This is a genomic window from Saccharothrix sabaoui (assembly GCF_051756985.1).
Taxonomy (GTDB): Bacteria; Actinomycetota; Actinomycetes; order Mycobacteriales; family Pseudonocardiaceae; genus Actinosynnema.
Genome location: NZ_JBPKJK010000076.1, coordinates 14,217 through 27,483 on the forward strand (window position 1 = coordinate 14,217; position 13,267 = coordinate 27,483).

General features: G+C 65.7%; 12 protein-coding genes. 9 read left to right on the forward strand and 3 right to left on the reverse strand.

The annotated features are described in order from the left end of the window. Window positions 1-21 precede the first annotated feature (21 nt). The 7 genes from ACR807_RS23180 (at window position 22) to ACR807_RS23210 (ending at window position 7,739) form a co-directional block, all read left to right on the forward strand. A complete protein-coding gene (locus ACR807_RS23180) occupies window positions 22-1,023 on the forward strand; it encodes a C40 family peptidase (protein ID WP_438923486.1) in 1,002 nt (333 codons plus the stop codon). Between the two features lie 633 nt (window positions 1,024-1,656). Further along, complete coding sequence (locus ACR807_RS23185) at window positions 1,657-1,860, forward strand: heavy-metal-associated domain-containing protein (RefSeq protein WP_438923487.1); 204 nt, start codon at window positions 1,657-1,659, stop codon at window positions 1,858-1,860. Between the two features lie 65 nt (window positions 1,861-1,925). Continuing rightward, window positions 1,926-2,150 carry a CDGSH iron-sulfur domain-containing protein gene (locus ACR807_RS23190; RefSeq protein WP_438923488.1) on the forward strand — a complete coding sequence of 75 codons (225 nt, stop codon included), beginning with the start codon at window positions 1,926-1,928 and terminating at the stop codon, window positions 2,148-2,150. Window positions 2,151-2,260: 110 nt separating this feature from the next. Further along, the gene (locus ACR807_RS23195) at window positions 2,261-2,683 is read left to right on the forward strand and encodes a DUF4396 domain-containing protein (protein ID WP_438923489.1); all 423 of its coding nucleotides are present in this window, start codon (window positions 2,261-2,263) and stop codon (window positions 2,681-2,683) included. 4 nt (window positions 2,684-2,687) lie between these two features. Continuing rightward, on the forward strand, window positions 2,688-3,494 hold the full coding sequence (locus tag ACR807_RS23200) for an alpha/beta fold hydrolase (RefSeq protein ID WP_438923490.1): 807 nt from the start codon (window positions 2,688-2,690) through the stop codon (window positions 3,492-3,494). A gap of 1,087 nt (window positions 3,495-4,581) precedes the next feature. Further along, window positions 4,582-6,216, forward strand: coding sequence for a hypothetical protein (locus ACR807_RS23205; protein ID WP_438923491.1), 1,635 nt, complete (start codon window positions 4,582-4,584; stop codon window positions 6,214-6,216). Window positions 6,217-6,824: 608 nt separating this feature from the next. After that, window positions 6,825-7,739: a hypothetical protein gene (locus tag ACR807_RS23210; RefSeq protein ID WP_438923492.1), complete on the forward strand. Its 915-nt coding sequence runs from the start codon at window positions 6,825-6,827 to the stop codon at window positions 7,737-7,739. Between the two features lie 170 nt (window positions 7,740-7,909). Here the strand turns inward: ACR807_RS23210 and ACR807_RS23215 are convergent, their stop codons facing one another. The 3 genes from ACR807_RS23215 to ACR807_RS23225 form a co-directional block, all read right to left on the reverse strand. Then, window positions 7,910-8,818 (reverse strand): hypothetical protein, encoded by a 909-nt coding sequence (locus tag ACR807_RS23215; RefSeq protein ID WP_438923493.1) that lies wholly within the window; start codon window positions 8,816-8,818, stop codon window positions 7,910-7,912. A 234-nt stretch (window positions 8,819-9,052) separates the two neighbouring features. Continuing rightward, window positions 9,053-9,667, reverse strand: a complete 615-nt coding sequence (locus tag ACR807_RS23220) for a PilN family protein (RefSeq protein ID WP_438923494.1) — start codon at window positions 9,665-9,667, stop codon at window positions 9,053-9,055. A 20-nt stretch (window positions 9,668-9,687) separates the two neighbouring features. Further along, window positions 9,688-10,347 carry a hypothetical protein gene (locus tag ACR807_RS23225; protein ID WP_438923495.1) on the reverse strand — a complete coding sequence of 220 codons (660 nt, stop codon included), beginning with the start codon at window positions 10,345-10,347 and terminating at the stop codon, window positions 9,688-9,690. A gap of 602 nt (window positions 10,348-10,949) precedes the next feature. On the opposite strand from ACR807_RS23225, the gene ACR807_RS23230 reads away from it, so the two are divergent. Beyond that, window positions 10,950-11,798 carry a PIN domain-containing protein gene (locus ACR807_RS23230; RefSeq protein WP_438923496.1) on the forward strand — a complete coding sequence of 283 codons (849 nt, stop codon included), beginning with the start codon at window positions 10,950-10,952 and terminating at the stop codon, window positions 11,796-11,798. 140 nt (window positions 11,799-11,938) lie between these two features. Next, window positions 11,939-13,102 carry a DUF5677 domain-containing protein gene (locus tag ACR807_RS23235; RefSeq protein ID WP_438923497.1) on the forward strand — a complete coding sequence of 388 codons (1,164 nt, stop codon included), beginning with the start codon at window positions 11,939-11,941 and terminating at the stop codon, window positions 13,100-13,102. The last annotated feature ends 165 nt before the right edge of the window (window positions 13,103-13,267 follow it).

Below are 13,267 nucleotides of genomic sequence, written 5' to 3' on the forward strand. Positions count from 1 at the left end.
ACGAAGGAGGCTTGCGCGATCGTGGCGTCCCCACCCGCTCAGCGCACTGTCCGGGCCGCGCTGGCGGCCACCGCCGCCGCGGTGCTCACAGCCGGTATCGCCGCACCACAAGCCGCAGCCGACCCAGCGGTGCCGTCCAACGCCTCCGAGGCGCTGAAGAAGTACACCGAACTGGCCGGCCAAGCCGAGAAGCTCAACGAGGAGCACCTGCGGGCACAGGACGACCTCAAAGCCAAACAGGGCGAGCTGGACAAGGCCAACGGCGACCTCACCGGTGCGCGCCAGGCAGAGGAGCAACTGCGCGGCCAGGTCGACCTGCTGACCGAGGCCTCCTTCGAAGGTGCCCGGTTCAACCAGCTCTCCGCGCTGCTGGTCAGCAACTCTCAGCAGGACTACCTGAACCGGATGTCCGCGCTCGGCATCCTGGCCGACGACAACGCGGAGGCCCTGGCAGGGCTGTCCAAGGCGGTCACCGACGCCGACGACGCCCAACGCCGGGCCACCGACGCCGCCAATGCGGCCACCAAGATCCTGGACGACATCGCCCAGCGCAAATCCGACCTGGACAAGCAGGTCGCCGACGCGCGCGCCCAGTACGACCGGCTGAGTTCGGCCGACAAGGCGACGCTCGCCAGTCCAGGCGACACCACCCGCATCCCCGTCCCCGCCGGCACCGCCGGAAAGGCGCTCGAGTACGCCCTGGCCCAGCGCGGCGACGACTACGTCTTCGGCGCCAACGGCCCCGACCAGTGGGACTGCTCCAGCCTCATGCAACAGTCCTACCGCGCCGCCGGCATCTCGATCCCCCGCACCACCTACGGCCAGGCCGGCATCGGACGCCCGGTCTCCCGCGGCGAGGTCAAGGCGGGCGACCTGATCATCTACTACGCCGACCAGCACCACGTCGCCATGGCGGTCGACAGCGTCCGCGCGGTGCACGCCTCCACCGAGGGTGTCCCGGTGAAGATCGCCGACATCGACTCGATCGGGCCGATCAACACCATCCGACGCATCGAAGGGTGAGCACTCCACACGGAAGTGCAACACAAGACTCCAGGTGATGCCCGGAGCGGCGAGGATCGCTCCAGACATCCCTGAACGCAGACGTCGTGCCGGGCACGCGGTCCGTCGGCCGGTACTCGTGTCGTACCGGACGACGTAGAACAACTCCGGGTGCTTGCAACCTACTTCGTCATCTCATGACCGACCTGCGCGTGGCCGCGCCGGAACCGGCGCGCGGAGCATCCACGCCCGACACCACCAGCCTGCCGCACAGACCGCACCGCGGTGCTCGGGGGAGGCTGTCTCCAGCGCGACCCGCAGCCTCGGAACCGACTTCGATTCCCATCCCGGTTGCCGCAACCCGGTGCACCCTTCCCACTGGCAGGTGCGCGGCACATCCTCTGCGCCGCCACCGTCGCGTCGCACCGGTGAGCACGCCCGACGCCGCCGATGACCTCGCGAGAGGTCGACGAGCAACGGCTCCGTGAACATGGCCGCCTGCGCACCTCAGGACTACTGCCCGCCAGCAGTCGCCTCGTGGAGTTGCCGGTCACCAACCGTCCGGTATACGGTACGGGGGTACCCCATACTGGCCGCGTTCGACGAACGTTTCCGCTGCCAGCGTCCACCCCACCTTCCCGCCATGGAGCACCGATGCAGAACAACTCGATCAACGTCAGCGGCATGACCTGCAACTCGTGCGTCGGCAAGGTCACCGCGGCGGTCTCGTCGGTCCCCGGAGTCGAGGACGTCGACATCGACATCGCCACCGGAAAGGTGACCGTCATCGGCGATCAGGTCGACCTGACGAACGTGAAGTCCGCGGTCGAGGAGGCCGGCTACAAGATCGCGTCCTGATATGACGGTCTGCGGCGCACCTCGCCTGGTGCGCCGCAGACCTCCTGACTGCGAGGGAGGCCGACGTGGACCAGGAACAGCCAGAAGTAGTGATCAAAGTCGTGAACTCGGGCCCCTATCAGGTGAAAGGACCGATGAGACTGGTGGACCACGCCGGCAACGCGTTCGACGTCCCCGCGCGCCGCAGCGTCCTGCTCTGCAGATGCGGCAGATCCGCGACGAAGCCGTTCTGCGACGGCACCCACGCGAAGACCGGTTTCCAGTCGGAGGAGGCCGCCTCGACCGGCTGACGAGACAATCCCAGGACACAGAGAGGGGTCGACGTATGAACACAGAACATGCCGGACACCACCAAGAGCACAACACCCACCAAGGACACCCACCCCGCGCGGGGTGGGGCATGGCAGCCTCGGCCACTCTGCACTGCCTCACCGGCTGCGCCATCGGCGAAGTCCTGGGCATGATCATCGGCACGTCGCTGGGCTGGAACAACCTCGCCACCGTCGTACTGGCGGTCGGACTGGCGTTCGTCTTCGGCTACGCCCTGACCATGCGCGGAGTCCTCAAGGCCGGTGTCGGCTTCCGCCGCGCGCTGAAGGTGGCCCTGGCCGCCGACACCATCTCCATCGCCGTCATGGAGATCGTCGACAACGCCGTGATGCTCACCGTCCCCGGCGTGATGGAGGCAGGCGTGGCGTCGTGGCTGTTCTGGGGAGCGCTCGCCTTCGCCCTCGCGGTCGCCTTCGTGGTCACCGTGCCGGTGAACAAGTGGCTCATCGGACGCGGCAGCGGCCACGCCGTCGTGCACGCCTACCACCACTGAGCCGATGACCCACCCACCCGAACACTTCACCTACCGCGGTCGGGACGGCTGCGCACTGCACGCCGCCTCCCTCGGTGACGGCCCACCCGTCGTACTCCTGCACGGCGGCGGGCCCGACCACCACAGCCTCCTACCACTGGCCGGATCCCTGGCCGACCGGTACACCGTGGTCCTACCCGACGTGCGCGGCTACGGCCGATCGATCTGCACCGACCCCGGCAGGCACACCTGGAACAACTACGCCGACGACGTCACCGCCCTGCTAGACCACCTCGACGTCGAGACCACCGTCCTGGGCGGCACCGGCCTCGGTTCCAGCATCACCCTGCGCACCTGCCTCCGACACCCCTCGCGCGTCCGCGCCGCCGTGCTGATCAGCGTCGAGGACATCGAAGACGACCACGCCAAGGCAGCGGAGGTCGAGTTCCTCGACGCCTTCGCCGCACGAGTACGCACCGAGGGCATCCAGGCGGCATGGGCCCCGATCCTCCCCACCCTCACGCCCGTGATCAGCACCCTGGTCGCCGACGCCATCCCCCGCTCGGACCCCGACAGCGTCGCCGCGGCCGCCGCCATCGGCCACGACCGCCTGCTCCGCTCCCTCACCGAACTGGCCCACACCACCACACCGACACTGGTGATCCCCGGCATCGACCAACGCCACCCCACGGCGATCGCCGAAGCCGTAGCCGCGACACTGCCCCACGGCAGACTCGCCACCACCGGCATGTCGGACAACCTCCGCACCGCAGAGGACCTCGCCATCGCGTTCGAGCCGCCCATCAGCACGTTCCTCGCCGAACTCCAGTAACCCCTTCAAGCGATCTGGTAGCACCGAAGGCACCGCAGCCTCAACAATCACCACGACAGCGTGCTCCAGCCGCAGGAGGGCATCAACCAACCCTCTGCCAAAGAAAACGTCCTACCACTGGTCCGTGATCACCCGCACCGTCCGCGCATGGTGCTGCGGCGTCACCGACGGGTGTCTACGGCGCTTCCACTAATCCCGAGCGCATCCCGCGATCGCCCGGCGCCGGCCGGTCCCCAATTCGACCAGCACTTCAACGGTCTGCTCCAGTATCATCCCATCGTGCCGGTGGAAGGCCCAACCTTCGGGCACCCACCCGACGGAGTGAACGATTTCCGATCGCACGAACTGCGCAGCACCTGTCGTCAGACGACTCCTGTCGCGGTACGGATGCGACCTAACAATGAACGCATTCTGTCGCGAAGACGGGATCTCGTCGCTAACGTTCTGACCAACACGGCCTCGCTAAAGCACTACGACCTGTCCTGCCTACGTCGCAAGACCAAGCTCGCCGCCTGTCACGCCGGACCGTTCTTCGAGGGCAGCGCCCGCATCGACGTCGCCCACGACCTCATCGTTCACGGCGAACGACTACTGCGGTATATCAAGGTCTTTGCAGCAAAATTTCCACTTCAACCCGCTACCGCACTCGCACGGCCGGTATTCACCCTCGCGGTAGGTTCCGTCTGGAAGATCCAGCGGCGGGACCGGCTGTTGGACCAGCAGTACCGTGCCAGGACTGACCGTTACCGACATCGACGGCTCGTCGTCGATGTGCCATGGAGCCCGGTCCGATGCGTTCCCGTCCATCGGCCTGGTCATGGCGAGCTCGTCAACCACCGAGCGGTGGTGCTTGTAGAGCTCACAACCGCAAGACGCGACGAGGACGAGGCGCGCGAGCGCGCCGTCAACGCCTGGGTCCAAGCAGCGGACCACCACGTGCGCGGTGGCATCGACGATGCGGAAGGCGGCGCCGAGGATGCTGCGTCGTCACCACCCACCGGTTACCGACGGGACGCCACGTGGGTCGTTCCATGCAGTACGACGAGACCAATCACCGCGGCCGCATCGTTCGCGGACGGGCCACGGCATGATGGACCGGGTGTCACCGAGTCACCACGAAGTCGTCGGCGCCTTCATCGTCCGCGCCCGGCGCATCCAGGCCCACTCGCTCGTCCAGGACCCCACCATCCTCTCCGATCTCGCCCAGGAACGGTTCGACGTACACCTGCGCCCGGACGGAACAAGTCGGATCCGCCATCGCCTTCCTCCCGACGAGGAGGTCTTCGAATCCTTGGCCACGCGGGTCCGCCCGCTGCTCCTCGGGGACGAGTCGGTCCACCACTTCAAGGTCACCAAGGCGTTGAGGCGCCTGCTCGACACGAGTCCGGCCCCTGACGTCGAGCAGTACCGTGAAGAGTTGAACGAGCTGCGCGAAGCGTGGAAGACGACCACGACCGGCAAGACCTACGGGCTGGTCCAATGGAGGGGAACCGAGGTTCCCGACACACTCACCCCGGTGTCCAACGTGCTCCTGGCCGAGGCATGGATGTACATCGACCTCGTGCACGTCGATCCCGACCAGCGCAGACGTAACGCCCTGGACTACCCGATGCGGCAGCGCTACCTGGCCGCGGTGCGCTACTACTGCCGGATCGCCGAGCTGGTAGTACGGACGTTGCGCTACGTGGAGAAGCTGCGCGACGCCGGCGTGGTCGTGCTCGACGCCGCCGACTGGGAACGCGACGTCGTCGTGGGCTCGGAGATCGTCGAGGAGGGCATCATCCGCGTCGCGCCCGCCGGGACCGGGGCGACTACGGCGGACTTCGGCGAGCAACCCGGGGAAGCCTGGCGTGATCTCACCGCCGTCGAGGCACTCCGACAGGGCTCGGCGACACGACTGCGAGTGATGCTCAACCGTGCCGACGGAACCCTGGTGGCCGCCTACGACACCGCCATCGTGCCCCGCCCCGCCGATGCGGAGGATCGGCAGGGCGCCGACGTCCTGATCGCCGGCGGAGTGGTGTGCCGTCTACGGTTCCCGGTGGCCGACGGACAGCCGGGTCCACCGTCGATGAAGCTGGTCAGCGCAACCGACAGCAACACGGCCCATCTGGCGCTGTGCCGCTTCCAACTGCGGACGGGCGAGGCGCACACCCTGGCGTTCTTCGGCGAACACGACGAGGAACCGCACTTGACCTTCACCACCACCGACCTCACCGCCGAGGACACCGAACAACTCCGGGTGGTCATCGACACGCTCGAAGACGTCTTGGCCATCGGAGCCCTCACCGGCCGAAGCCTGGGCCGCCCTACCGCTGTCGGCTATCAAGAACGCGTCCTGCTTCGGGTCGCGCGACGACTCCACGAAGGACGAGTCGCCGAACTCGCCCGCTCTATCGGCCCACGAATCGACCCCCGCGGCGAACTGCCCACCGGCGAACACAGCTGCCTCATCCGGAACGAACCGCAGACGATGACGTTGGCGGGAGTTGAGGTCCCGATGCCCGCCTTCGTCGTGTGGCACCCTCGCGCTTCCACCCGCGACCTCGGACCGGCACCCGAACACGGTCCCGAGGCACGACGGTTCGACATCGCCGCCCCGCAAGGCGAGCGGTTCCTCGCCTGGGCACCCGACATCTGCACGATCGCACCGGACGAGATCACCCAGCACGTAGAGCCGTGGGACCTGTTCGGCATCGACCAGCGGACCTGCCCGTTGTGACCGACCCGCCGCGACGACGGATCCGGGTGGCGGACACGTCACCCGGAACTTCCCGTGCACTTCTCCCGCTGCGATGAGATTCCCCAAGACGTCGGCATCACGGCGACTTCAACCACGATGCCTTCGCGACGACCGTCGGGGATGGACAGCTCACCGCCGGCGGACTCGACAGGACAAAGCGCGTGCTCGCGGTCGACGCCTGGGTTCAATCCTCGGACCAGCAAGCGCCTGCGGTGGCGGCCACGATGCGACGATCCGCGCCGAGGACGCTGCGCCATCGCCACCGCGTCTACCGGCCGTTCCAGAAAACCTCGAAGCCTATGTGATCAGCCGCTGGATCACTACCCGGCCATCTGCATCGGCATCCGCGAGGCCAGCCAACGGTCCGACCGCCGCTTGGCCACCGAGGCCGAGAAACGACCCGGCCACCACTCCGAGGTCCTCACCAGCCGCCCGCCCGCGCCTGCAGACCCTGGTGACGACAGGCGCGCCTGTCGAGACGAAACGGGAACGGGTGTTCGATAATGTCTACGGTCACAACCTGTTTCCGCAGGCTACAGGGACAGCGTCATCCCCGTGGCTGCACGCTCACACGAAGGCCTGATCACATGAGGATCGACATCGAGCACCACGCCCGAGGGCTGCTGGAGCACCTGGGGCAGAGCGGCGAGAACGAGGTCGCCGACTACCTCCGAGAGAACGAGATCGACATCCAGAACGGTCACTTGGTCGTCGAGTATCTCGTCGGCACGGGATTGGCCAGAGACTGCTCCACCTTCGGTGGTCCCGACTGTCGTCTCACCGGCAGTGGTCTGGCCAAGGCCCAGCAGTTAATCGCCGAGCGGAACAGCCCGGTCCGCCGCCTGGGCACGCTGTGGACCAGGATGCTGCGCTGGTTGGAGGACAACCGCGGGGTGTCGGACTGGAGCGGATTTCTCGCTGGCGACGGCATGCGTTACCCCGGCGGCGACTTCACCAAAGCCGAGGTGGAGAAGGAGGCCGCCTACCTCTACGGGCACGGTCTGATCACCGCTGCGCGCGTCGACGAGGCCGAGGATGGCACCCTCCGCCCCGGCATCACCACCGCAGGCCGCGACTGTCTGATCCATTTCGAGGGAGACGTGAACCAATACCTCAACCGTGGTGGGCGCTCCACCACAAGCCACACGACCCACAACAACACGACGATCACGATGACCGACAGCGTCGGCAACATCACCAACGCCAGCTCCAACGTCCAGCAGAACGTCAACTCCGGGCTCGACACCACCGAGGTGCTCAAGTTCGCCGGCGCCGTTCGACAGACTCTGCCCGTGCTCGGACTGGACGAGGAAGCCCGGCAAGCCGCCGACGCCCAAGCCGAGGAACTTCACCAGCAGGCGAGTGCCGCGACTCCGGACCGCGGTCGGATGCGAGCCTTGACCGACAGCATCATGCAAACGTTGCAGACGGCCGTGCCGACCATCGCCCTGGAGATGATCACTGGTCTGGGCATGCAGGCGATTCAGGCTCTCGGCGGCTGACAGCCCGCTCCCACGAGACCGGGCTGCAACTCTGGACGCCCAACTCAACCATCGACGCCGCAGGTCGCGATGCTCAATAGCGTCGCCAGCCAGAGGCAGAACAAGCGCGCCTGGGACGCGGCACCGACGATCGCATGGTCGTTCGCGCCCGCCGCCGAGCGCGGTCCCGTCTACGCGCCGGTCACTGACTTGAGGGCCTTCTCACCCAACCCGATGGCGGTCGACCGAACCACCGTGGGCGCAGCCATGCGCAACCCGTCGAGAACTGCGTCGAGCAGTCCGCGCAGCCTGCCCCGGTCCGGAGCAGCCGAACTCGCTTCCTGATGCAGCTCCTCCGCCTGGGCGTCGAGTGCCTCGTGCGCACTCTGCTCGACCCCGAGGACAGGCAGACTCTGACGGACGAAACCGGCGAACTTGAGCACCTCGGTGGTGCTCAGGCCCGCGTTCACGTTCTGTACGACATTGTCACTCGCGACGGTGATGTTGCCAGTGCTGCCGGTCATCATGATGTTGGTCGTGGTATTCGACTGTTGCCCTCGGTTCAAGTATTCGGAGACGTTGCCATCGAAGTCGACAAGACAATCCCGACCGTTAGACGTGATAGTCGACCTCGCCACCCCCGGACTCCTGCTCGCGGTGGACAGCGTCTTTATCAGGCCACGCTCATGGAGATAATCGGCCTCGCGCAACACTTCTTTCTCCGTGAAGTTATTGCCGTAATACCCGATGTCAGGACCGGCGAGAAATTCAGACCACGGGCGGGATCCGGTCTGTCGATCGTGACCATCTAGCCAGGTCAGCATACGCGAACGTAGGACGCCCAACCGTCGAGCAGGCTTCATGCGCTCGCGCCGAATCTTTTGGACCGCTACCACCCCCTCGGCGTTGATCGACGCGTCCGGGCCCTCATGTGTCGTAAGGTCGTCGACCAGACCCCTGTTGCCAAGGAAGGTGACCAGCTTCCCGCCCGTCTCGGCGTCGAGGCTGTGGGTCGACAGGTACGACGAGACACCCTCGTCGGGCGAATCATACAGGAATTCCAGAAGTGCAGTTGCGTACTCGTCGATGTCAACACCCATGTTGTGCCACCCTTCTTCACCAATGATTTCGTACGGTGATCAAGCTTGTCCCTACTGCCAGCACCCTTGCAGCATCTACGCGCTTCGCTGGCGTCACGCCCAATACCGACATGAGGATGCACAGGGCGGTGGTCGAGCGTATCCTGCACTGATGACTGCATCCGCCGCCTCGGCGTGACCGACGACTTCGCTGGCCGTTCATCATGCGCCTTCCCGATCACCGGACGGAGAGCCTCATTCGGCAGCGGTGATGCGGCGCTGCTCGTCGGGTCGACACCTCGACTCTTCGATCTGGCGCTCAAGTTCAGCCTCGCCGGTGTCCCGCCTCACCCGCAGTGCCTTCATGTACGCCGAAGAGGGCTGCGGAGGCTCGTTGCGCACGTAGCGACCGAGCACGGCGAGCCCTTCACGGCACGCGCACCAGACCAGAGGCTGCGCGGTCGTGTCCTCGCCTTCCCCGAACATGAGCAAGATGCCCGACTCGCGAATGGCGTCATGGACAAGGTCGATTTCCGCACGCACCATCGGGTCCGTGAGGTACTCGATTGCCCGCCCCAGTTGATCGAGGTGCCTACCGAGCTCCAGGGCGCGGGCGCGTTGAGCGGGCTGTAGTGCAGCGACTTCGTTCGGACTGTCCAGGAGGGCGGCCAACTCGGAGTCCTTCTGCAACGTGCGTAGGGCCTCGATTGCCTGATCCGCCTTCTCTCGGCCGCGTTCCAGGACCGCGTTCTCGTGTTCGAACTTGTGCTGCCGCTCCTGGGTCTTCTTGCTGCCGAAATAGGCACCGACCCCAGCGGTGATCATTGAGCCGACCACTGTTCCGACCGGGGCCAGCCACTCCCACGCCACGTCTTACCTCCAGCGATGCGTCAGATCGGCGAAGCGGTCAAGCCCGGCCAGGGGCCGAACATGTCGTACATCGCGGCACGGGCCTCGTTTTCGGCGTCGATCTTCTCGCGAAGGCCGGTGTCAGTGCCGTCGAGGTAGTTCGCCACTCCTTCCATCGTTTCATGGAACAGCCGCATGTGAACCCGGGGAAGCGCTGCGAGCGTGGGTGAGCCGTCCTTGACGACGGGGTACCTGAAGTGCTCCGAGGTCGGGTCGAAGCTCTGCAACTGCATCAACACCCGCTCGACGTTATCAACCGCGGCCGTATCATCATCGGGATAGACCTCTGTCAGAAGCTTCCGGGCCTGTCGCCACAGCAGTTCCAGCTTGTGCGTATGGGGAAAGTCGACTTCCTCTCTCTTGCAACGCAGGCATTGAATGATCAAGTTTTTGAGCTGCAGCTCAACGTGCTGACGCCAACACATCAGGAAGGGATAGACCAAGTAGTCCTGGTTGTGACCGGTGACCGCAACCTGCGCCAGGATCAGCCCGGCCGCCTTCCGGTAGCCCTCGATGTAGCCAAGCCACTGGTCCCGGGGCCAATCCATGCAGGCGACGAACCACCAGTCGTCGTTACCGGCAAGAAGATCTGCCTGCGAGTTGGGCCAAGCCGCAGCGGGTCCATCGAATGGGTCGGTCACGGAAAAAGCGTGAGGCACGCTTGCCGTAAGGTCGAGAGGTTGGCCCCTACTGTTCCCACTGGCTCAGCCCTTGGCAGCGCCCCGCAGGCAGCGGCGATCACCCAGCTCGTATCACACCGCACCGGCGATGTCCTGCTCTACGACGACCCGGACATGTCCGTGGTGATGAGCGCGCAGGGTCGAGCAAGCCGCGATCCTGGCCACCTCGATCAACCCACCGGCGGAATGCCCGGAGAGCTGTGACCCGGCTTGCCCATGAGCGGATCGATGAACGCCCCGATAACACTGACCTGGCGCCGCCCACAGCCTTGGCCGGCACGAACCAGCTCGCCGAACCGAACCAAGTTCCCCATCGAGGTCGAGTCGACCGCGCCCCTACCCTGAAGCACCCGGAACGCGCCCGTCCACGCTCGGCAAGACCGATTACCCGTATCGTCCGACGGCCATGGTCGCAGTGAGGTACTGCTGGCTATGCTCACGCCCGGCCAGAGCTTCGAACTCGAAGTGCCACTTCGGCGCCTTCGAACTCACAGGGCGAAGGAGGTAGCGCAGTGGCCAAACGATCAGCTGCGCCGAAGCCGCCTTCCTACGTCGAGCGCCTAATGGCCGAACTGGACAACATCCACACGGCCTACCAGGAAGTCCTGGCAGCCTCCGGCATCATCAACATCGACCCCAACCGGCATGGCCGCGGAGATATGGTCTTTATCGGTTTCGCCAGCTGGGGCTGGGCTTCCAGCGATGCCCCGCTGGAAGCGGCACGCATGAAACTCCTGGCCCAGATACGCGACTGGGAGCCCCGCTACCGACTGCTGTTCCCCCACCCCACCCCCGCGGTGACCAAGCGCTTGGACACGCACCTGGGCCGCCTGGAGGACTGGCTCGTCCGCCCAGGCCGCGCCTGTGGCATCCCCGACACCGTCGCCGCAGCCACCAGCATGATCAATTTCGATCTGGCCGAGCTGCGCTCGATGACGGGCCTCCTCACCGGCGACGACTATGCCGTCCGGCTCGTGGTCGACACCAACACGCTGCTCGACAATCCGGACCTGGCCGCACACGTCCCCACGCTCGGCGGCAAGTACATGGCGCACCTGCTACCGGTCGTGCTCCGAGAGATCGACGACGCCAAATGTGCCGGACGGAACCAGGACCTCCGCGACGCCGCCCAACGAGCCGACCGGCGCCTCAAAGGACTACGCACCAACGGCGACCCACGCACAGGCGTCCGGGTCGCCGGCGACGTCTCCGCCGTCTTCGAGCACATCGAACCCCGCGGCGACGACCTGCCGTCCTGGCTGGACCTCTCCGTGCCCGACGACCAGTTCATCGCCTCCAGCCTCCTGCTGCAATCGCGGCACCCCGGCTCTGCGCTCTACGTCGCCACCAGCGACATCAACCTGCAAACCAAGCTGTCCGCAGTCGGCCTGCCCTACGTCGAACTGCCCTGAAACGGACGCACTCGACCGACAGAGTCGGTCGAGCACCTCGCGCACGTTCCACTCGGCATGCCCGACCAGATCGCGATACAACATCACGACCAGCGGCATGGCTACTTCGTTGAGGCGCGACGCACTCGTAGCATCCCGCCATGAAGTTCCCCGGACGCCGTGTCCACGAAGACTTCGACCACAACGTGTTCACGGCGATGGTCGAGCGGATCAACAAGCTCACGGCCGACGGCCTCAGCGACGACGAAGCACACGAACGCGTCGTCAACGCCTGGACGCAGGCCGCGGACAAACACGCACCCGCGGTGGCGTCGATGATGCGGCGCAGTGCACCGACGACCGTGCGACATCGCCGTCGCAGCCACACGCCCTTCCGGCGGGCTCTCAGGATGTACTGGGGTCGACCGCTCGACCTCTACCTGGCCATCTGCGTCAACGCCCACGACGCGGGCAAACGGTTCGACGACCGCCTGGCCGCCGAGGCCGAAGAACGGCAGGACTACCACTTCGAGGTCCTGACCGGCCTCTACGCCCGCGCCTGTCGCACCGCGCTGGAGATCCATCACGCCCTCGCAGGCGGCTACCCGATGGCGGCACTGGCCCGCTGCCGCACATTGCACGAGATCGCCGTGATCATGCTCGTGCTGACCGAATTCGGCGAGACGACGGAACATGCGGACCTGGCAGAGCGGTTCTACCTCCACGAACGAGTACTGACCGCCAAGGACGCCAAGACCTACCAGGACCACTGTGAAGTGCTCGGTGGCGAGCCGCTGGCCGACGAGGAGATCGCCGAGCTGGAGCAAGCCCGGCAGGAGCTCCTCGACAGGTTCGGCACCGACTACAAGGATTCCTACGGCTGGGCCTCGGGTGTGGACGGGCTGCGGCGCCCGAACTTCGCCCAGCTGGAGAAGTTGGTCAAGGTCGCCCACCTGCGCGGCCACTACTACTGGGCCAGCCACGAGATCCACGCCGACGCCAGAGGCGACCAACTCAACGTCGTCGAACGCGGAGACGTCCTCCACAGACAGACCGGACCGATGCTGTCCGGCCTGGCCGAGCCGGCGACCTGGGCGCTGGCATCCCTCGAACTGTGCATGCAGACGCTGCTGTACAGCACAGACGACGTCTCACCACTGGAGATGCTCGGCAGCAAGGCACTGCAACACCTCATCGACGACGCGAAGAAGGTGTTCGCACAGTCGGAAGAGTATGTGGAGGAGATGGAGAACCGCGTTCACCTATGGCCGCGATGGAGGCGCGAACTCTGGATTAGGTGGCGATTGTTTATTCAGCGGTTCTGAAAACAGAATATCGTCATAGAATATGACGTCCAAGCTTTGCACATCTCTCAACCGCTCCAAGAGGAGTGCCGCAGAACCTATAGGCTGTCACCGAGAGTACCCAGCGGGGCAGCGGCCGCTTCCACTGGACGAAAACCGACGTGGGGAATTCCCCACTCTTGCAAA

Excerpts from the sequence above, each read along its gene's own strand:
- ACR807_RS23185 (WP_438923487.1), top strand. The coding sequence starts at position 1,657 with ATGCAGAACAACTCGATCAACGTCAGCGGCATGACCTGCAACTCGTGC.
- ACR807_RS23195 (WP_438923489.1), top strand. The coding sequence starts at position 2,261 with ATGGCAGCCTCGGCCACTCTGCACTGCCTCACCGGCTGCGCCATCGGC.
- ACR807_RS23200 (WP_438923490.1), top strand. The coding sequence starts at position 2,688 with ATGACCCACCCACCCGAACACTTCACCTACCGCGGTCGGGACGGCTGC.
- ACR807_RS23205 (WP_438923491.1), top strand. The coding sequence starts at position 4,582 with ATGATGGACCGGGTGTCACCGAGTCACCACGAAGTCGTCGGCGCCTTC.
- ACR807_RS23210 (WP_438923492.1), top strand. The coding sequence starts at position 6,825 with ATGAGGATCGACATCGAGCACCACGCCCGAGGGCTGCTGGAGCACCTG.
- ACR807_RS23215 (WP_438923493.1), bottom strand. The coding sequence starts at position 8,818 with ATGGGTGTTGACATCGACGAGTACGCAACTGCACTTCTGGAATTCCTG.
- ACR807_RS23230 (WP_438923496.1), top strand. The coding sequence starts at position 10,950 with ATGGCCGAACTGGACAACATCCACACGGCCTACCAGGAAGTCCTGGCA.
- ACR807_RS23235 (WP_438923497.1), top strand. The coding sequence starts at position 11,939 with ATGAAGTTCCCCGGACGCCGTGTCCACGAAGACTTCGACCACAACGTG.